Source organism: Amycolatopsis sp. CA-128772, from assembly GCF_002904295.1.
GTDB lineage: Bacteria > Actinomycetota > Actinomycetes > Mycobacteriales > Pseudonocardiaceae > Amycolatopsis.
The window spans coordinates 35,808-54,490 of record NZ_PPHG01000040.1; the positions used below are offsets into that span (position 1 = coordinate 35,808).

The following is an 18,683-nucleotide window of genomic DNA, read 5'->3' on the forward strand; positions in this document are numbered from 1 at the left end:
ATCGAGGAGGACTCACCCATGGTTCACGCACCGGCCCCTAGGCTGGGGGATCATGCGCACCCGGTACCGCTCGGCCCTGCTGGCGATCGTGGCCTGCGGCGTCCTGCTGCCCACCGGATGTGCGCGGTTCGACGACACCGCGGCGGGCCAGACGTTCAGCCCGGCCCCCGTGCCGAGCCCCGAGTCGCCGCCCGAGGTCCAGGGCCCGGGCGCGGATTCGGGCAGTGAGGGCAAGCAGCAGCGGCCGGGCCAGTCGGCGGCGCCGGTGCCCCCGCCGCAGGGCTGCAAGGACTTCGATTCGTCGGTGATCGCGACCTGCCTGGACACCGTGGCCGCGGTGGCCGGCCTGCCGGGCGACGGCTCCACGCCGAGCGCGCTGGCCGGCGAGCGCAAAAGCGGCCGCGTCATGCTGGCCACCGGCGGCAAGGACGCGACGGACTTCGCGAAGCTCGACGTCCAGCCGGCCGGCGACGGCGGCCTGACCGGCCTCGCGCTCTCGCCGTCGTACGTCGAGGACCAGCTGGTGTTCGCCTACGTCACGACGGCGACCGACAACCGTGTCGTGCGGTTCGCCAAGGGCCAGCCGCCCAAGCCGGTGCTGACCGGCATCCCGAAGGGCGCGTCCGGCAACCGCGGCACGATCGGCACCGACAACAAGGGCGCGCTCCTGGTCGCCACCGGCGACGCGGGCAACCCGGGCGCGGCGGCCGACCCGAGTTCCCTCGCCGGGAAGGTGCTGCGCATCGACACGTCGGGCAAGGCCGCGGCGGGCAACCCGAACGGCAACCTGGTGGTGGCGGCGGGCCTGCACGCCCCGGGCGGCGTGTGCGCCTCCGCCGACGGCAGCCGCGTCTGGGTCACCGACCGCCTGCCGGACAAGGACGCCCTCTACCGGATCCAGGCCGGCCGGCCCCTGACGACGCCGGCGTGGACGTGGCCGGACAAACCGGGCGTCGCGGGCTGCGCGGACTTCGTCGACGCCAACGGCTCGTTGTCGGTGGGTACGTCCCTGGCCGGAAACCTGCAGAACCTCGCGGTGACCGCGGAGGGCGCGATCAGCGGCAAGCCGACGGTGAGCCTCGACGGCAAGACGGGCAAGCCCCCGCTGACGTACGGCCGGCTCGCGGGCATGAGCATGATCAACCCGCAACTGGCGGTGGCGGGCACGGTGAACAAGGACGGCGGCACCCCGGTCTCGAGCGACGACCGGGTGGTCCTGATCACCCCAGCCACCTCCGGCGGCGGCAACGGCAAGGACTGACCTGCGGGTTTCGCCTTGTCGCCGAAAATCGACGACGGCGCGCGCCGGTCCGGGTTCACCACGCACGCCGGCCGATTACCCGTCGCCGATTATCGACCAAGGCATGGCTCGCGCCGCCGGGCACCGCCCGCCGGACTAGGGCCAGACCCGCCCCCTCAGCCACATGGTCCGTTCAACGACCACACCGGCCGCCGTACCCAACCCCGCCAGGCACGGCCGGCGGCGGGTCAGCTCAGCGGCTTCAGCTCGACCCGGCGCCCCTCCGCCGACGACGTCAACCCGGCCTCCGCGAGCTGCAGCCCCCGCGCGGCCGAGAAGAAGTCGAACCGGTGTTGCCGCCCGGCGACCACGTCCCGCACGAACTCCTCCCACTGCGCCTTGAAGCCGTTGTCGAACTCGGCGTTGTCCGGCACCTCCTGCCACTGGTCGCGGAACGGCTCGGTCGCCGGCAGATCCGGGTTCCACACCGGCTTCGGCGTCGCCGACCGGTGCTGCACGCGGCAACGCCGCAGGCCCGCGACCGCGCTGCCTTCGGTGCCGTCGACCTGGAACTCGACCAGTTCGTCGCGGAAGACCCGCGTGGACCACGACGAGTTGATCTGCGCGATGGCCCCCGACTCGAGCTCGAAGATGCCGTACGCGGCGTCGTCCGCCGTCGCCGCGTACGCCTCGCCCTGCTCGTCCCAGCGGCGCGGGATGTGCGTCACCGCCTTCGCCGTCACCGCCGAAACGCGGCCGAAGAGGTTCTCCAGCACGTAGTTCCAGTGGCAGAACATGTCGAGCACGATCCCGCCGCCGTCCTCGGCGCGGTAGTTCCAGCTCGGGCGCTGCGCCTCCTGCCAGTCACCCTCGAAGACCCAGTAGCCGAACTCGCCGCGCACCGACAGGATCCGGCCGAAGAACCCGCCGTCGACCAGCCGACGCAGCTTCCGCAGCCCGGGCAGGAACAGCTTGTCGTGCACGACCCCGTGGCAGATCCCGGCGTCCTGCGCGAGCGCGGCCAGCTCCAGCGCCGCCGGCAGCGACTCGGCCAGCGGCTTCTCGGCGTAGACGTGCTTGCCCGCGGCGATCGCCGCCCGCACCGACGGCTCGCGCGCTGTCGTGAGCTGCGCGTCGAAGTAGATGTCGACGTCCTGCAGCGCGGAGCCGGCGTCGGTGGTCCACGCCGTGAGGTCGTGCCGGTCGGCGAGGTCCTTGAGCTTGGCGGCGTTGCGCCCGGCGAGGATCGGCTCGAGCTGCACGCGGCTGCCGTCCGGCAGGGCGACGCCGCCCTGGTCGCGGATCGCCAGGACCGACCGGAGCAGGTGCTGCCGGTAGCCCATCCGGCCGGTCACCCCGTTGAGCAGCACTCCGATGCTGGACTGGTTCATCACTGCATGCCTTCCTGGTCGAGGGATCCGTCCCACGGGATGTCGTATTCGGCGCGACGTCCGCACGTGCCGTAGCCGTCCGGGTTCGACGGCGTCGCGACCCGGACGCCGGACCGGTCGAGGTGGCTCCCGTCGCCGTCGGCGAGGGCCGCAAGGCGCGCACCGGTCAGCTCGGCGGCCTGCAGCGCCCCGGCGCGCCAGCGCGGTACCCACTCTGCGACCTTCGGCGCGACGAGCGCGACGGCCGCGCGGTGGAACGTCCGCAGCGGCTCGGAATCGCCGTCCCGCAGGGCGTCGCGCACAGGCAGGTACCCACGAACCGCCAGGTCACGACGGTGCCGCGCGGCGTGGTCGGTTTTCGGCAACGCCGCGGCCCCGGCGTACGCGGCCGCGTCGGCGAGCACGTCGGGCGGAAAGGTGAACACGGCGTCCCCCACCTCGGGCAGGCCGCTGTTCTGCATGAGGACCGGGACGCGCAGGCCGTCGTCCTGCACCATCCGGTGCACGGTCCCGGGCGCGAACCACGCGATCACCCCGGCCTCCAGCGGCGTCTCGACGTAGCCGCCGACGCTCAGCGTCTGGACGGCACCCCGTCCCCCCGTGACGACGTAGGCCTCGGTGCAGGCGAAATGGACGTGCGGGCTGCCACCGCAGACGCCGTCTTCGGCCGTCCAGTCGTAGGCGCGCAGGTGCGAGACGCCGATGCCACCCGGTAGCGGAAATCCGGTCATGACCATCCGTGCCCGTCTAAAGAGCGGATCACCCGGTCGCGGTCCCAGGCGCCGTCGGCGACGACGATCCGGTAGCGGTAGATGTCCGCGATGGCCCCGGTCCCCGACGACGGCGACCCGTAAGCGCTTTCCCTGAGCCAACGGGGTCTCCTTCCTCGGTTCCTGGCGCCCAGCCTGCGCCGCTCCACACCGCCCGTGACGCCGACGGACCAAGCGACCTTGTCCTGGCTGGGCCGCACCTCTCCGACCGTTTCAGAAAGCGCTTTCTCATGCAACGCCGACCGCGGATGACAACGTCGTCAGCGACCGCGATCAGCCAGACGGACGACCGCGATACCGAGGTCAGAAATTCACCGAACGTTAAGAACCCTGCCGAACTCGCAAAGCAGTCCCGCGAGCGAAGGCTTAACGGCTTTGACTGCGAGCCTTCCGCGGCTGCCGGCTTTCCGCGCGCATAGCTCGCACGTCCAGGAAAGCGATCACGACGGAACTTAGCCCGGCGAGCAGTCCGAGGTACCGCCCAAGGCCGGCGCCGATGGTGATTCCGGCGGCGTCGAAGATGCCGCGCTGGTCGGCGTCGAACTCCCAGTCGAGGGTGACCCAGCCGATCGCCATCAGCAGCAGCGCCGCGGCGGCGACCACCAGCCACAGGTGCGGCAGGCCGCTGACCCGCAGGTTCCGGATCCGCCCGAAAACGACCACGACCAGACCAGCCAGCAGCAACGGCAGCGGCGGGCACCAGGCGAAGAAGCTCGAGTCCCACGCGTTGCGGACGACATCACCGTGCGGCAGCTGCGCGAGGATGCCCTCGATGTCCGGCTTGTCGGCGCTGAGGGTCGTCCACGGCAGGAACGTCGACCCCAGCGCGAGCAGCCCGGCCGCCAGGCCGAGCCACTCGCGCCAGGTGACGCTTTTGACGGAGATCGGCTGTGTCATCGAAAAGGTCAAGAACCGACGCGCTCGATGATCAGCTCACGAACCCGCTTGGCATCGGCCTGCCCCTTGGTCGCCTTCATGACCGCACCGACGATCGCCCCCGCCGCGGCGACCTTCCCGCCACGGATCTTGTCCGCGACGTCGGGCTGGCCCGCCAGGGCTTCGTCGATCGCCGCGAGCAGCGCCGAGTCGTCCGAGACGACCTTCAGCCCCCGCTTCTCGACGACCTCCCGCGGCTCGCCCTCACCCGCGAGCACACCCTGGACGACCTCCTTGGCGAGCTTGTTCGTCAGCTCACCGGACGACACGAGCCCAATGACCTCGGCCACCTGCTTCGGCGTTATCGCCAGGTCGGTCAGCTCGACCTCGCGCGTGTTCGCCTCCTGGGCGAGGGTGTTGACCCACCAGCCGCGCGCCTCGTCCGGCGTGGCGCCGGCCTCGACGGTGGCCGCGACGAGGTCGACGGCACCGACGTTCAGCAGGTCACGCAGGGCTTCGTCGGAAAGCGACCACTCGTGCTGGATCCGCTTCCGCCGCTCCGAAGGCATCTCCGGCAGCGTCCCGCGCAGCTGTTCGACCCACTCGCGCGACGGCGCGATCGGGACCAGGTCGGGCTCCGGGAAGTACCGGTAGTCCTCGGCGGTCTCCTTCGTCCGGCCTGCCGACGTGGTGCCGTCGGCCTCCTGGAAGTGCCGCGTCTCCTGCTTGATCGAGCCGCCCTCGGCAAGGATCGCCGCCTGCCGCGTCATCTCGTAGCGGACAGCGCGCTCGACACTGCGCAGCGAGTTGACGTTCTTCGTCTCGGTGCGGGTGCCGAACTCGGTCGCGTCCTTCGCCATGAGCGAAACGTTCGCGTCGCACCGCAGCGACCCCTGGTCCATCCGGACGTCGGACACGTCGAGGGCGCGAAGCAGGTCCCGCAGCGCGCTCACGTACGCCCGCGCGACCTCGGGCGCCCGCTCCCCGGTGCCTTCGATCGGCTTTGTCACGATTTCGATCAACGGCACGCCGGCCCGGTTGTAGTCGAGCAGCGAGTGCTCGGCACCGTGGATCCGCCCGGTGGCGCCGCCGACGTGCAGCGACTTGCCGGTGTCCTCCTCCATGTGCGCGCGCTCGATCTCCACGCGCACGACCTCACCGTCGTCGAGCGTGACGTCGAGGTAGCCGTTGAAGGCGATCGGCTCGTCGTACTGCGAGGTCTGGAAGTTCTTCGGCATGTCCGGGTAGAAGTAGTTCTTCCGGGCGAACCGGCACCACTCGGCGATCTCGCAGTTCAGCGCGAGACCGATCCGGATCGCGCCCTCGACGGCCTTGCCGTTCACCGCCGGCAGCGCGCCGGGCAGACCGAGGCACGTCGGGCAGACCTTCGTGTTCGGCTCGCCCCCGAACTCGTTCGGGCAGCCGCAGAACATCTTCGTGTTCGTGTTCAGCTCGACGTGCACTTCGAGCCCGAGGACGGGGTTGAAGCGTTCGATGACGTCGGCGTAGTCCATCAACTCGGCCACGGCAGTCACTTCGTTCCTCCCAGCTCCGGGACCTTGTGGATGAGGGCCCCGCCGGCGGCGGCGTCGCGGGCGGCCTCGTAGGCGGCGCCGACCCGGTAGAGCCGGTCGTCGGCGAGCGCCGGGGCCATGATCTGCAGCCCGACCGGCAGGCCGTCCTCGTCGGACAGCCCGCTCGGCACGCTCATGGCGGCGTTGCCGGCGAGGTTCGACGGGATCGTGCACAGGTCGGCGAGGTACATCGCCATCGGGTCGTCCACGCGCTCGCCGATCTTGAACGCCGTGGTCGGCGTCGTGGGCGAAACGAGGACATCGACCTTCTCGAAGGCGGCGTCGAAGTCACGCGTGATCAGCGTGCGCACCTTCTGCGCGGAGCCGTAGTAGGCGTCGTAGTAGCCGGACGACAACGCGTAGGTGCCCAGCATGATCCGCCGCTTGACCTCGGCGCCGAAGCCCTTCTCGCGAGTCAGCGACATGACCTCTTCCGCGCTGTGCGTGCCGTCGTCGGCGACGCGCAGGCCGTAGCGCATGGCGTCGAACCGCGCGAGGTTCGACGAGCACTCGCTCGGCGCGATCAGGTAGTACGCGGGCAGCGCGTAGACGAAATTCGGACAAGAGACCTCGACGACCTCAGCCCCGAGCGCCCGCAGCTGCTCGACCGCGGCCTGGAACGACCGCTCGACCCCCGGCTGGTAGCCGTCGCCGCCGAACTCCTTCACGACGCCGACCTTGACGCCCTTCAGGTCACCGTTCGCACCCTGGCGCGCAGCGGCGACGACCGGCGGCACCGGTGCGTCGATGGACGTCGAGTCCCGCGGGTCGTACCCGGCGATGACCTCGTGCAGCAGCGCAGCGTCGAGCACCGTCCGGGCACACGGGCCGGCCTGGTCGAGCGACGACGAAAAAGCGACCAGGCCGTAGCGCGACACGCCACCATAGGTGGGCTTGACCCCGACGGTCCCGGTGACGGACCCGGGCTGCCGGATCGAGCCGCCCGTGTCGGTGCCGATGGCCAGCGCCGCCTCGAAGGCCGCGATCGACGCCGACGAGCCACCGCCCGACCCGCCCGGGATGCGGGCGTGGTCCCACGGGTTGTGCGTCGGGCCGTACGCGGAGTTCTCGGTCGACGACCCCATGGCGAACTCGTCCATGTTCGTCTTGCCGAGAATCACGACACCGGCCTCGCGCAGCTTGCGCGTCACGGTCGCGTCGTACGGCGGGATCCAGCCTTCGAGCGTTTTCGAACCACAGGTCGTCGGCACACCCTCGGTGGTGAGGACGTCCTTCAGCGCGAGCGGCACGCCGGCCAGCGGCGACGCGGGCGCGTTGCCCTCGGCGAGCCCTTCGTCGACCTTCTTGGCCGCGGCCAGCGCGCCCTCGGTGTCGACGTGCAGGAACGCGTGGATGTGGTCGTCGACCTCGGCGATCCGGTCCAGGTGGGCCTGCGCGACCTCGACCGCGGACACCTCACGCGCGTGGATCTTGCCCGCCAGCTCCGCGGCGGTCAGCTTGATGAGCTCGGTCACTGCTCTTCCCCCAGGATCCGCGGCACCCGGAAACGGCCTTCTTCGGTGGCCGGCGCACCGGCCAGCGCCTGCTGCTGCGAGAGCCCGGGGACGACGACGTCCTGTCGGAAGACGTTCGTCAGCGGCACGGCGTGCGACGTCGGCGGCACGTCGTCGGCGGCGACCTCGCTCACCTTGGCCACCGAGTCCAGGATCTGGTCGAGCTGGCCGGCGAAGACGTCGAGTTCGTCGTCGGTCACGGCCAGCCTGGCCAGCTTCGCGAGGTGCGCGACCTCGTCTCGGGAAATGTTGGGCACGCGGGTGACTCCCGGGTTGTGCTGTGCGGGTTGTCTCGGAAGCTGCAAGTCTATGGTGGCGGCGCGGGCGGACTCGACTGGGTTACGCCCGGCGCAGGCAGGCTGCCGCCCGGCGACGCTCACATCCCGCCCGGCGGACAGCAGGCCCCGTGAGCCGGATGGGTCTGTCACAATCGGCGACCGGCATCGAGCGTCCCACGGCAAGGCTGGGACGCCAGAGGTGAGAGGGGCGCGTGGTGTCGTTCCTGATCCGGGTCCTCCTCCCGGACAGCCCGGGGACCCTCGGCGCAGTCGCCACGGCACTCGGCACGGTAGGCGCCGACATCCTCAGCGTGGACGTCGTCGAGCGCGGCAGCGGAGTCGCCGTCGACGACCTGGTGGTCGAGCTCCCGTCGGGCCGCTTGCCCGACGCGCTGATCACGGCCGCGGAGAGCGTCGAAGGCGTCGAAGTGGACGCGGTCCGTCCCTACGCGGGTGTCCTGGACACGCACCGCGAGCTCGAGCTGGTCGAAGAGATCGCGGCGCAACCGAAGTCCGGCCTCGACATCCTCGCCGAGGGCGTCCCCCGCATCGTGCGCGCGGGCTGGGCGATGATCGTCGAATATTCGGAGACCGGCGCGGTCCGCCTGGCCTCGTCGAGCGCGGCCCCGGAGACCCCGATCACGGACCTGCCGTGGCTGCCTCTCGAGCGCGCGACGGTCCTCGACAGCGAAGAAGCGTGGATCCCGGAGACGTGGAAGGAGCTCGGTACCGAGCTGGCGGCAACGCCGCTCGGCAAACCGGGCAAGGCCCTGCTGGTCGCCCGCCCTGGAGGCCCGAACTTCCGCGCCGCCGAGGTCGCCCGGCTCGCCCACCTCGCCGGCATCGTCGCGGTCGTCCTCGACGGCTGACGCGACCGGCAGTCGTCGTCGGAAAAGGGACGAGCCCCACACGGCTCGTCCCTTTTCCGTCCAACCCCAGGTCAGACGTCGATCTGGTAGGCGATCAGCGTGACGTGCGGAAACGGCCGCCAGTCCCGCTCGGCCAGCCGCGCAAATCCCAGCCGCTCGTAAAGCCGGTGCGCGCTGTGCATCCGGTCGAGGCTGCTCAGCACCACCTTGCGGAGCCCGAGCGCGCGAGCGCGGTCGAACACGGCCCCGACCAGGGCGTCGCCGACACCGCGACCACGCGCCGACGGCGCCACCGCCAGCATCCGGAACTCCAGCTCCCCCGGACGCGAGATCTCGGCGTATTCGGACCCCGGCTGCACGATGGTCACCGTGCCGACCACGTCGCCCACCCGGTCCACGGCAACGAGGACCTCGGCCGCCTCGACCCGCCGAGCGACGTCACGCAGAATCGCGTCGTAGCCGACGTCGTCGGCCAGGTGACCATCGGATTCGTACGCCAGCACCGTGACCTCGCCCGCCGCGGCGTACTCCTCGGGCCGCGGCGGCCGGATCTCGACGTCACCCATCAGTCTCCCCCGATTTCTCCCTCGGCGGTCTCGTCACCGGCCGGCAGCGCCACCTCCTGCGCCGCCTCGGGCCCCTGCTCCAGCAGGACGCGGAAGCCGCCTTCGTCGAGCACCGGCACCTTCAGCTGAACGGCCTTGTCGTATTTCGAACCAGGCGAATCCCCGACGACGACGAACGCGGTCTTCTTCGAGACCGACCCGGCAGCCTTCCCGCCGCGGGCCATGATGACCTCCTTGGCCTCGTCGCGGGAGAAGCCGTCGAGCGAGCCCGTCACCACGATCGACAGGCCTTCGAGGTTGCGCGGGATCGAGTCGTCGCGCTCCTCCTCCATCCGCACGCCGGCGCGTCGCCACTTTTCGACGATCTCCCGGTGCCAGCCGACCTCGAACCACTCCTGAGTCGCGCGGGCGATGGTCGGACCGACGCCGTCGACGTCCGCAAGCTCTTCCTCGGTCGCCTGCTCGATGCGCTCGACCGAGCCGAACTCCCGCGCCAGCGCCTGCGCCGCGGTCGGCCCGACGTGCCGGATCGACAAAGCGACCAGCACCTTCCACAGCGGCCGGTCCTTCGCCACGTCCAGGTTGGCGAGCAGCTTTCGCGCGTTCGCCGACAACTCGCCGGCCTTGGTCCGGAACAGTTCGACCTCGGCGAGGCTGTCCTCGTTCAGGTCGAAGACGTCGCCCTCGTCGGCGATCACCCGCGCGTCGAGCAGGGCGGCCGCCGCCTCGTATCCGAGGACCTCGATGTCGAAGGCGCCCCGTCCGGCGAGGCTGAACAGCCGCTCCCGCAGCTGCGCGGGGCAGAACCGGCTGTTCGGGCACCGGATGTCCTTGTCGCCTTCTTTCTGATAGGCGAGTTCGGTACCACAGGCCGGGCAGTGGGTGGGCATGACGAACTCGCGCTCGTCACCGGTCCGCGCGTCCACCACCGGCCCGAGCACCTCGGGGATGACGTCACCGGCCTTCCGGATGACGATCCGGTCGCCGATCAGCACGCCCTTGCGCTTGACCTCTTCCTGGTTGTGCAGGGTCGCCCGCGCGACGGTCGACCCCGCGACCTTGACCGGTTCGGTGATGGCGAACGGCGTCACCCGCCCGGTCCGCCCGACGTTGACCTGGATGTCCAGCAGCGTCGTGATGGCTTCTTCGGGCGGGTACTTGTACGCGATCGCCCACCGCGGCGCGCGCGACGTCGTGCCGAGCCGCCGTTGCAGCGCGACCCGGTCGACCTTGATGACCACGCCGTCGATCTCGTGCTCGGCGTCGTGCCGGTGTTCACCCCAGTAGGTGATGTGCGCGGTGAGTTCGTCCGCCGACGTCAGGACCTTGCTGTGCGGCGACACCGGCAGACCCCACGCCGCCAGCGCGTCGTACGCCTCCGACTGGCGTTGCGGCTCGAAGCCGTCGCGTTTGCCCAATCCGTGGCAAATCAGCCGCAGCCGCCGCTCGCGGGTGATTTTCGGGTCTTTTTGCCGCAGCGAGCCGGCCGCGGTGTTGCGCGGGTTCGCGTACGGCGGCTTCCCTGCTTCGACCATCTTCGCATTCAGCTCGAGGAAGTCCTCGACGCGGAAGAAGACCTCGCCGCGCACCTCGACCAGAGCGGGCACCGGGAACTCGTCGGTCCCGGTCAGCGTCTCCGGGACCTGCTCGAGCGTGCGGACGTTGAGCGTGACGTCCTCGCCCGTCCGGCCGTCACCGCGGGTGAGCGCCCGGGTGAGGTGGCCCTTTTCGTACAACAGGTTGATCGCCAGGCCGTCGATCTTCAGTTCGGCCAGGAACTCGGTCTGCCCGACCTCCTTCTCGACGCGCTCCACCCAGGCCAGGAACTCGTCGGGGTCGAACACGTTGTCCAGGCTGAGCATGCGCTCGAGGTGGTCGTACGCGGTGAACTCGGTCGAGAACGTGCCCCCGACCCGCTGCGTCGGCGAATCGGGCGTGACCAGCCCGGGGTATTGGTCCTCGAGCTGCTGCAGTTCGCTGAGCAGCTCGTCGAACTGCCCGTCGGAGATGATCGGCGAGTCCAGGACGTAGTAGCGGAACTGGTGGTTGCGCAGTTCCTCGGCGAGGGCGCCGTGCCGCTCACGCACGTCGGCCGGGACGTCGGTCACGTCCTCGGCGGCCGCCGCGCTCTGGTCCGGGGGAAGTTCGGTGCTGCTCACGGGTGGTAACCCTAGTCGGCGGTACCGACATTTTCGGCCTGGTCGCCGCCCAGCCCGCGCACCAGTTCACGGAACTCCAGAAGGGTGATCGCCCCGGCCGGCTCGGCCGCCGCGGTCTCGACGCGGCGTAACCGTTCGGCGGCCAGCCGTTCACCCAATGTGGCATCGAGGGGTAGGAAGGTCATGGTCTGCCGGGTGGCTTCGTCGAGGTCCCCAAACCCGGGGTGGAAGACGGCGACGTCGACGACCTGCTCCTCGTCGTCCACCTGCGCGACGACCCGCACATCGGCCAGCGCGATCCGGCGTTCCCCGAGGTTCACCGTGACCTCGGTCGGGTCGGGCACGGGCGGAACCGAGTCGTGGTACTCCCAGATCGCGTCGTCCGGCGGCGCGGCGGCGCGCCACGCGTCGGTGAACGGCCGCACGGCCGGATCCTCCTGACCGGTCACGACCAGGGCGTAGATCGCTCGGCGACCACGCTCGAGCGAGAAGTGCAGCCGCGGGTGGAGCGCCTCGACCAGCTGGCAGAGCTCGTGCTCGACCCGGTGCGGCTCGCCCTCACCCAAGGCCGCGCTGACCATCGGCAGCAGCTCGAACCAGCCGTGCCAGAACGTCTCGGCGGCCGCCGACGGGTCCTCCGGCACGGGCTGCTCGGGCCACGCGGTACGCGGATCAGGCGGATCGGCGGCGGCGTTCTTGCGGCGGAACAGGCGCATGGTTACGGGTGGTCCTCGTTCGGTCGGCTTCCCCGACACGCTACTTGCCGGCCACGACGGACGTCGGCGAGTTGCCGGATTTCCGTCACCAGCCTTCAGGCGGCTCGACGAAGGCTTTGCCGAGATCCCGCGTCAGGGAGAGGGCCCGGCGCATCCACTCCGGCGTCGCGCCGGCGAGGCCGCAGGCAGGTGTCGGCACTGCCCGTTCGACGAGGACGCTGCGGTTGAAGCCAAGCCGGCTGGCCAGCCTGAAGGCGGGCTCACCGACGTCCTTCAGGCTCGGCGACACCGCGGGAGGCGTCGCCGGAACCGCGCCGAAGAACAGCGTGGCGCCGCCGTCCCACACCTCGCCGATCTCGTCAAGGAACGCAGCGGAGGCCCCGTCGAGCGCGGCCAGGTCGAAAGCCAGCGCGTCGGCCCCCGCCTCGCGCAGCAGGCCCAGGGGCGGTTTCGCGGCGCAGCAGTGCAGGATCACCGCCTGGCCGGTGATCCGCCGGACGCCGTCGATCACGGTGGCCAGCAGCTGGCGGGCCTCGGGCGCCGGAACGGCCGGGACGGTCCCGTACCCGGACGGCGTCGACAGGCCACCGGCCAGCACGGCAGGCAGCGACGGCTCGTCGATCTGGACGACGACCGGCGCCCCGGTCCTGGACTGCACTTCGGCAACGTGTTCGGTGAGGCCGTCCAACAGGGACGACGTGAAGTCGCGCAGGGCGCCGTGGTCGGTGAGCACCCGATGGCCCCGCGGAAGCTCGATCCCGGCGCCGAGCGTCCACGGCCCGGCCACCTGGATCTTGAAAACCGGCGGCGTGACCCCGGCCTTCTCGCGCGCCTCCTGCACGGCGTCGAGATCCCAGCGAAGCAGGTCAACGGCCCGGCGGTGCTCATGCCCGGGCCGGGCGGCGACGCGGTAACCGCTCGGCACGACGTCGACGGCCAGGTCGACGAGCAGGGCGGCGGTCCGGCCGAGCATGTCCGCCCCGACGCCACGGGCCGGCAGTTCGGGCAGATGCGGGAAGTCGGATAGCTCGCCGAACACGACCGCCGCGGCCTCGGCGGGGTCCTTGCCCGGCATCGAGCCGATCGCCGTCGCGGCCCCGACGGGCCAGATTCGCTCGCTCACGACCACCGATTCTGGTCGACCACCCACCGTCGACGCCGACCGGGCCGGCGTACCGGGCCGCCGGGATGCGGACATTCACCGCATATCCGTTGAGCAGCACCATGAGCGGGTCGGCCCGGATAGGCTGACCGGCCATGACGAGTTCGCCACCGCAGCCGGGCTGGTATCCCGACGCGCGGGACCCCCGTCTGCATCGTTGGTGGGATGGCCGGGCATGGACCGCCGACACCCGGCCTGCCTACCAGGCGCCGCCGCCGAGCGATTCCGTGCCGATCGAGCTGGACATCGAACGCGCCCACGATCCGGCCCGCATCCAGAACCAGGTCAGCCGCGCAACACGCGGCCGAGGCGGCGCCCGCAGCGGCGGTGGCACTCTGTTCACCGAGCCGGTCCTGGTGGTCAACCAGCGCGCGAAGCTGATCGAGATGGCCAACGAGTTCGGCGTCTTCGACCAGAACGGCAACCGGCTCGGCGGGGTCGTGGAGGTGGGCCAGAGCACGCTCAAGAAGGCGATCCGGCTCCTGACCAAGTACGACCAGTACCTGACCCACAAGTTCGAGGTCCGCGACGCCAACCACAGCACCGTGCTCAAGGTGACCCGGCCGGCGAAGGTGTTCAAGTCGCGGTTCCTGGTCACCAGGGCCGACGAGACCCCGATCGGCGAGATCGTCCAGGAGAACGTCTTCGGCAAGATCAGGTTCGGCTTCATCGTCGACGGCCGCTCGGTCGGCGGCATCTTCGCCGAGAACTGGCGTGCTTGGAACTTCTCGATCCGCGACCACGCCGGCGCCGAGGTCGCCCGCGTGACCAAGACCTGGGGCGGTTTCGTCAAAGCCGCCTTCACCACGGCAGACAACTACGTCGTGGAGATCCCGAATCCGCTGACGGACCCCCTCGCCAGCATGGTGGTCGCTGCGGCCCTGACGATCGACACCGCCCTGAAGCAGGACACCGACTGATCGAGTGACCGGCGTCTCAGTGCCGCCAGGTGGACAGCGGGCCCGGCACGGCTCAGGGTGAAGAAAGGCTGGGACACCGCAGTCTCGCCGGGACGGAGGTCGTCGTGGAACCGTTGCCGGAAAGCACCGACAGGAACTGGACCGAGCCCGGCATCTACGCGGTCTCGGACGGCGTGTACCGGATCCCGTTGCCTCTGCCCAACGACGCCCTGCGCGCGGTCAACGTCTACGCCGTCACCGACGGCAAGAAGCTGGTCCTGGTCGACTCGGGCTGGGCACTGACCGTCGCCCGTCAACAGCTTGCGGCCGCCCTCGGCGGGATCGGCGCCGAACTCGCCGACGTCAGCGAGTTCCTGGTCACCCACGTGCATCGCGACCACTATTCGCAAGCCGTGGTCCTTCGACGTGAATTCGGCTTGAAGATCGCCCTAGGCCAAGACGAGGAGCCCTCCCTCAAGGCATCGGGCAATCCCGACCGGCTGCCGATGGAGGCCCAGGTCGACCTCCTGTTCCAGGCCGGAGCGGGCGAAGTCGTGGAAGCGCTGGCTCGAGAATTCGGCACGGACCGGCGGCACACCGAAGCTGACCTCTGGGAAGCGCCCGACGAATGGCTGACACCCGGCCCGCGCCCGATTCTGCCCGGCCGCGAGTTCGACGTCGTCGCCACTCCGGGACACACGGCCGGACACGTCGTCTTCGTCGACGACACCGCCGGCTTGTTGTTCTCCGGTGACCACGTACTGCCCCACATCACGCCCTCGATCGGGTTCCAGCCCGTGCCGGCCGAGTTGCCGCTCAACGACTTCATCGACTCGCTTCGCCTCGTCCGCGCGATGCCGGACCGCCGCATGCTTCCCGCGCACGGACCGGTGTCGGAAAGCGTGCACACGCGCGTCGACGAGCTGCTGGAGCACCACCGGGAGCGCCTCGAGACGATAGGTGCGCAGATCGCGGCCGGCGCGACCAGCGCGTACGAAGCGGCGCACCGGATCGGCTGGACTCGCCGCAACCGCAAACTGTCTGAAATGGACTCGTTCAACCAGATGCTTGCAGTACTGGAAACCGCGGCCCACCTCGACCTTCTGGTGTCGCAAGGCAAGCTGAGCAACCAGATCGTCGACGGCATTCGGCGTTATACGCTGCCCTGACAGAGGACAACCACCACTGCGAGTAGCTGACTCGTAGCAGTTATGTCCATTGGTCGACCTCCTGCATACTGGCTTGAATGGATGTCATCAGACGCGCCCGGGCCACGGACATCGAGGCGCTCGTGCGTCTGTTCGGCGCACCGGGCCAACCGCTGGCAGCCGCGCTCCGAGAGCTCACGAAGGACCCGCATGTCACGCTGGTCGTGGCGGAGGACGACAACGGTGTTGCCGGCACCGCACAGCTGACGGTGCTGCGAGGTCTTGCTTGGGAAGGCGCGCCTCGCGGCCTGCTCGACGGCGTCCGCGCCGCCCGGCGGGGCGTGACAAGCGCCCTCCTGACCTGGGGCATCGACGAAGCCCGCCGACGCGGATGCACCCGCGTTCACCTGGATTCCGGCCTCAACCGCGGCGACCTGCGAGACTTCTACGCACGCTTCGGATTCGAGTACAGCTATCAAGGATTCACCCGAGTCCTGTGATACTGACGCCGTGACCAACTACACCATCCGCAAGGCACAGCGTGACGACGTCGGCGCGATCGTGCGCATGCTGGCGGACGACCAGCTCAGCGCCACCCGGGACGATCCTCGTGACCTTGAGCCGTACCTGGGTGCCTTCGACCACATCGATGCCGATCCGAATCAGCTTCTGGTGGTCGTCGTGTCCGACAACGAGCCGGTCGGCACCTTGCAGCTGACGATCATTCCCGGTCTGGCCAGGCGCGGCGCACTTCGTGGTCAGATCGAAGCCGTGCGGATCCGCGCCGACCACCGCGGGTCGGGGCTGGGTGCCAACCTCATCCGCTGGGCGATCAACGAGTCACGGCAGCGTGGGTGCGCACTCGTGCAGCTCACGTCGGACGTTTCCAGAACAGATGCACACCGGTTCTACGAGCGCCTCGGGTTTGCCCCCAGCCACACCGGATTCAAACTCAAGCTCTGAGCAGCAACGCTCATGACAGGCGAAAAATCTTCAGGTGTCCACCTTGGACAGTAATCCTTTCGAGTGATCGACACGGACCTCCATGCATGCGCCACGATCCCGAATTGATTGCGATTAGTCAAGGGAAGGGCACGAAAGGACCGTTCGCGCCCTTTCGATGACTTTCATCGTTCGTCGCCGTACGGTCGAAGCCATGACGTCTTCACAGCCAGTCCACCAGCTCGTCTCTCCGGCGACCACCGGCAACCTTCCGGCGAGCCTGCAGTCTTTCCGCGCCGACCCGAATTCGTTGCAGGACATGAAAGACGACCAGGTCGTCGCACTGATCCGCGATACCGACGCGGAGATCTCGAAGCTGCAAGCGCTACAACTGAGAGCGATTGCAGACTTGAGCGTGCGTCGGAGACGGGCGCCCAGCGCGTCGGCGGAAGTCGCGTTGGCCTTGTCCATAACGGAACACCGCGCCAGCGCCATCGTATCCGCGGCCAATGCGTTGATAGCCCGTCTCCCCCGCATGCTCAACCTGATGGACGACGGCCAGCTCGACCTCTATCGCGCCATGAAGGTCACTGATGCGACGTCATGGCTCTCAGGCGATCACGTACGCGTCGTCGACGCGACGCTCGAGGACCGGGTCCCGGGACGCAACGCGACCCAAGTACGCCGGGCCGCGGCCTACGCGGCGGCGGCAATCGATCCCGAGGGAGCGGCGCTCCGGACCGAGCGGAAGCTCGTCGAGCGGCGGTTCATCGTGCACCACCAGGACACTGGTGTAAGCAACATGTTGATCAACAACGCACCAACCGAGAAGGCAACCGCCGCCTACGCCCGCGTCGACCAGGCCGCCCGCGCGTTGAAAACTGCGGACGAGCCTCGAACACTGGATCAGCTCCGAGCAGACGTCGCCATCGATCTGCTCCTCAGCGGCACCGGCGGTCCGGGCGCGCGCACGGAAGTCTTCCTGCACATCGACCTGGCCACCTACCTCGGTCTCGGCCAGTCTCCGGCAACGCTGGCCGGCCGCGGGCCTATCGCGGCCGCGGTGGCGCGCCACATCATCAGCGGCGCCGACACGACGCTGCGCCGCGTTCTCACCGATCCACGAACGGGTCAGGCGACCGAACTGTCTCCGACCCGCTACCCGGTCCAGCGAGACGAGTTCATCCGGATCCGCGACCAGGAGTGCCGCCAACCCGGATGCACTCGCCCCGCGCAGAGTTGCGGGGTCGAAGGGACTCGCACAAAGGGCGCAGGCGAAGGAGCCGCCGACCAGCCGGTCACGTACTGCGCGCGGCACCGCAGGCTGAAGGGGCAGCCCGGCTGGGACTTCGAAGTCACCTCGGACGGCACCGTGAACGTGACGACTCCGGCCGGACAGGTGCATTCGACGACGGCACCATCAGTGCATCCCCTCCGCCAACGCGCGCACCGATTCTGGAAGAGACCAGTGAAGTGACCGACGGTCAGCGTGTGCCGGAGATCTTCGCGCTGCCCAAGACGACGTCCCCGTCTTCGGGGTCAGGGCGGTAGAGAACGACGACCTGGCCGGGGGCCACTCCCCTCAGCGGCTCACGCAAGTGCACAGTCATGGTGTCGGCATCCACGTCGGCAACTGCGTCCACGATGCCTCCGTGGGCTCGCACCTGGATCACGCACTCGGTAGGTTCGGTCAGCGGCCGACCGCTAGGCCAGATCGCGCGATCAGCCTCGATCACCTTGACGCCGAGCCCAGCCACGGACCCGACCTTCACAGACCCGGACACCGGTTCCAGCGACAGGACATACCGAGGCCGGCCGTCCGGCGCCGGAGCGTCGATTCCTAGCCCCTTGCGCTGGCCGACCGTGAATCCGTGCACGCCGGTGTGCTGGCCGAGGACCGCACCCGTCTCGGCGTCCACGAGTTCGCCGGGACGCTGCCCGAGCCGATTCTCCAGGAACTTCTTGGTGTCGCCGTCCGGGATGAAGCAGATGTCATGGCTGTCCGGCTTGTTGGCAACGGAGAGACCTCGTCGTTCGGCCTCGGCCCGCACATCTGTCTTCCAAGATCCGCCCAGAGGGAACATGGCGTGGCTGAGCTGCTCTGCGGTCAGCGAGGCGAGCACGTATGACTGGTCCTTGCCGCTGTCCGCACTACGACGCAACTCCGGCACGCCGTCCTCGACGGAGAGGCGCGCGTAATGGCCGGTCGCGACCGCGTCGAATCCGAGCGCCATCGCCTTCTCGAGAAGGGCTTCGAACTTGATCTTCTCATTGCAGGTGACACACGGATTGGGGGTACGTCCGGCGGCGTACTCGCCGACGAAGGTCTCGACGACCTCTTCGGTGAATCGCTCGGCGAAATCCCAGATATAGAAGGGAATGCCAAGGATGTCCGCGGCCCGCCGGGCATCGTGCGAGTCTTCGATCGTGCAGCAGCCGCGCGAGCCGGTCCGCAGTGTTCCCGGTTTGGCTGACAGAGCCAGGTGCACACCGACGACGTCGTGCCCGGCGTCGACCGCGCGCGCCGCAGCGACCGCCGAATCCACTCCTCCGCTCATCGCGGCCAAAACCCGCATTGT

Annotated in this window: 18 protein-coding genes; 7 read left to right on the top strand and 11 right to left on the bottom strand. The window is 69.5% G+C overall.

Annotation, left to right across the window (positions count from 1 at the left end; all coding sequences use genetic code 11):
* Positions 1-52: 52 nt before the first annotated feature.
* Positions 53-1,261, top strand: coding sequence for a sorbosone dehydrogenase family protein (locus tag C2L59_RS16260; RefSeq protein WP_103350348.1), 1,209 nt, complete (start codon positions 53-55; stop codon positions 1,259-1,261).
* Between the two features lie 227 nt (positions 1,262-1,488).
* Here the strand turns inward: C2L59_RS16260 and C2L59_RS16265 are convergent, their stop codons facing one another.
* From C2L59_RS16265 to gatC, 6 genes are all read right to left on the bottom strand, one after another.
* Positions 1,489-2,631 (bottom strand): Gfo/Idh/MocA family protein, encoded by a 1,143-nt coding sequence (locus C2L59_RS16265; protein ID WP_103350349.1) that lies wholly within the window; start codon positions 2,629-2,631, stop codon positions 1,489-1,491.
* Positions 2,631-3,362 (bottom strand): cupin domain-containing protein, encoded by a 732-nt coding sequence (locus C2L59_RS16270; RefSeq protein ID WP_103350350.1) that lies wholly within the window; start codon positions 3,360-3,362, stop codon positions 2,631-2,633. Before C2L59_RS16270 ends, C2L59_RS16265 begins: the two co-directional genes overlap by 1 nt.
* A 405-nt stretch (positions 3,363-3,767) precedes the next feature.
* Positions 3,768-4,298, bottom strand: coding sequence for a hypothetical protein (locus tag C2L59_RS16280; protein ID WP_103350352.1), 531 nt, complete (start codon positions 4,296-4,298; stop codon positions 3,768-3,770).
* A gap of 8 nt (positions 4,299-4,306) precedes the next feature.
* Positions 4,307-5,812: an Asp-tRNA(Asn)/Glu-tRNA(Gln) amidotransferase subunit GatB gene (gatB, locus tag C2L59_RS16285; protein ID WP_103350353.1), complete on the bottom strand. Its 1,506-nt coding sequence runs from the start codon at positions 5,810-5,812 to the stop codon at positions 4,307-4,309.
* Positions 5,809-7,326, bottom strand: coding sequence for an Asp-tRNA(Asn)/Glu-tRNA(Gln) amidotransferase subunit GatA (gene gatA / locus C2L59_RS16290; protein ID WP_103350354.1), 1,518 nt, complete (start codon positions 7,324-7,326; stop codon positions 5,809-5,811). Before gatA ends, gatB begins: the two co-directional genes overlap by 4 nt.
* Entirely contained in the window at positions 7,323-7,622 is a 300-nt protein-coding gene (gatC, locus tag C2L59_RS16295; RefSeq protein WP_103350355.1) for an Asp-tRNA(Asn)/Glu-tRNA(Gln) amidotransferase subunit GatC, read from the bottom strand. The genes gatA and gatC overlap by 4 nt, the downstream gene beginning before the upstream one ends.
* A 236-nt stretch (positions 7,623-7,858) precedes the next feature.
* On the opposite strand from gatC, the gene C2L59_RS16300 reads away from it, so the two are divergent.
* Positions 7,859-8,512 (top strand): amino acid-binding protein, encoded by a 654-nt coding sequence (locus tag C2L59_RS16300; protein ID WP_199199104.1) that lies wholly within the window; start codon positions 7,859-7,861, stop codon positions 8,510-8,512.
* A 71-nt stretch (positions 8,513-8,583) separates the two neighbouring features.
* Here C2L59_RS16300 and C2L59_RS16305 read toward each other — a convergent pair whose 3' ends face one another.
* From C2L59_RS16305 to C2L59_RS16320, 4 genes are all read right to left on the bottom strand, one after another.
* Positions 8,584-9,078 carry a GNAT family N-acetyltransferase gene (locus tag C2L59_RS16305; protein ID WP_103350357.1) on the bottom strand — a complete coding sequence of 165 codons (495 nt, stop codon included), beginning with the start codon at positions 9,076-9,078 and terminating at the stop codon, positions 8,584-8,586.
* Complete coding sequence (gene ligA / locus C2L59_RS16310) at positions 9,078-11,237, bottom strand: NAD-dependent DNA ligase LigA (protein WP_103350358.1); 2,160 nt, start codon at positions 11,235-11,237, stop codon at positions 9,078-9,080. Before ligA ends, C2L59_RS16305 begins: the two co-directional genes overlap by 1 nt.
* Positions 11,238-11,248: 11 nt before the next feature.
* Positions 11,249-11,953 (bottom strand): hypothetical protein, encoded by a 705-nt coding sequence (locus C2L59_RS16315; protein WP_103350359.1) that lies wholly within the window; start codon positions 11,951-11,953, stop codon positions 11,249-11,251.
* A gap of 85 nt (positions 11,954-12,038) precedes the next feature.
* Positions 12,039-13,076 carry a methionine synthase gene (locus C2L59_RS16320; RefSeq protein WP_103350417.1) on the bottom strand — a complete coding sequence of 346 codons (1,038 nt, stop codon included), beginning with the start codon at positions 13,074-13,076 and terminating at the stop codon, positions 12,039-12,041.
* Between the two features lie 134 nt (positions 13,077-13,210).
* On the opposite strand from C2L59_RS16320, the gene C2L59_RS16325 reads away from it, so the two are divergent.
* The 5 genes from C2L59_RS16325 (at position 13,211) to C2L59_RS16345 (ending at position 17,581) form a co-directional block, all read left to right on the top strand.
* Positions 13,211-14,035 carry a phospholipid scramblase-related protein gene (locus C2L59_RS16325; protein ID WP_103350360.1) on the top strand — a complete coding sequence of 275 codons (825 nt, stop codon included), beginning with the start codon at positions 13,211-13,213 and terminating at the stop codon, positions 14,033-14,035.
* A gap of 104 nt (positions 14,036-14,139) precedes the next feature.
* Entirely contained in the window at positions 14,140-15,183 is a 1,044-nt protein-coding gene (locus C2L59_RS16330) for an MBL fold metallo-hydrolase (RefSeq protein WP_103350361.1), read from the top strand.
* 77 nt (positions 15,184-15,260) lie between these two features.
* Entirely contained in the window at positions 15,261-15,662 is a 402-nt protein-coding gene (locus tag C2L59_RS16335; RefSeq protein ID WP_103350362.1) for a GNAT family N-acetyltransferase, read from the top strand.
* A 10-nt stretch (positions 15,663-15,672) separates the two neighbouring features.
* Entirely contained in the window at positions 15,673-16,125 is a 453-nt protein-coding gene (locus C2L59_RS16340) for a GNAT family N-acetyltransferase (RefSeq protein ID WP_103350363.1), read from the top strand.
* Between the two features lie 193 nt (positions 16,126-16,318).
* Positions 16,319-17,581 carry a DUF222 domain-containing protein gene (locus C2L59_RS16345; RefSeq protein WP_103350418.1) on the top strand — a complete coding sequence of 421 codons (1,263 nt, stop codon included), beginning with the start codon at positions 16,319-16,321 and terminating at the stop codon, positions 17,579-17,581.
* 7 nt (positions 17,582-17,588) lie between these two features.
* Here C2L59_RS16345 and mnmA read toward each other — a convergent pair whose 3' ends face one another.
* On the bottom strand, positions 17,589-18,680 hold the full coding sequence (gene mnmA, locus C2L59_RS16350; RefSeq protein WP_103350364.1) for a tRNA 2-thiouridine(34) synthase MnmA: 1,092 nt from the start codon (positions 18,678-18,680) through the stop codon (positions 17,589-17,591).
* Between the last annotated feature and the right edge of the window lie 3 nt (positions 18,681-18,683).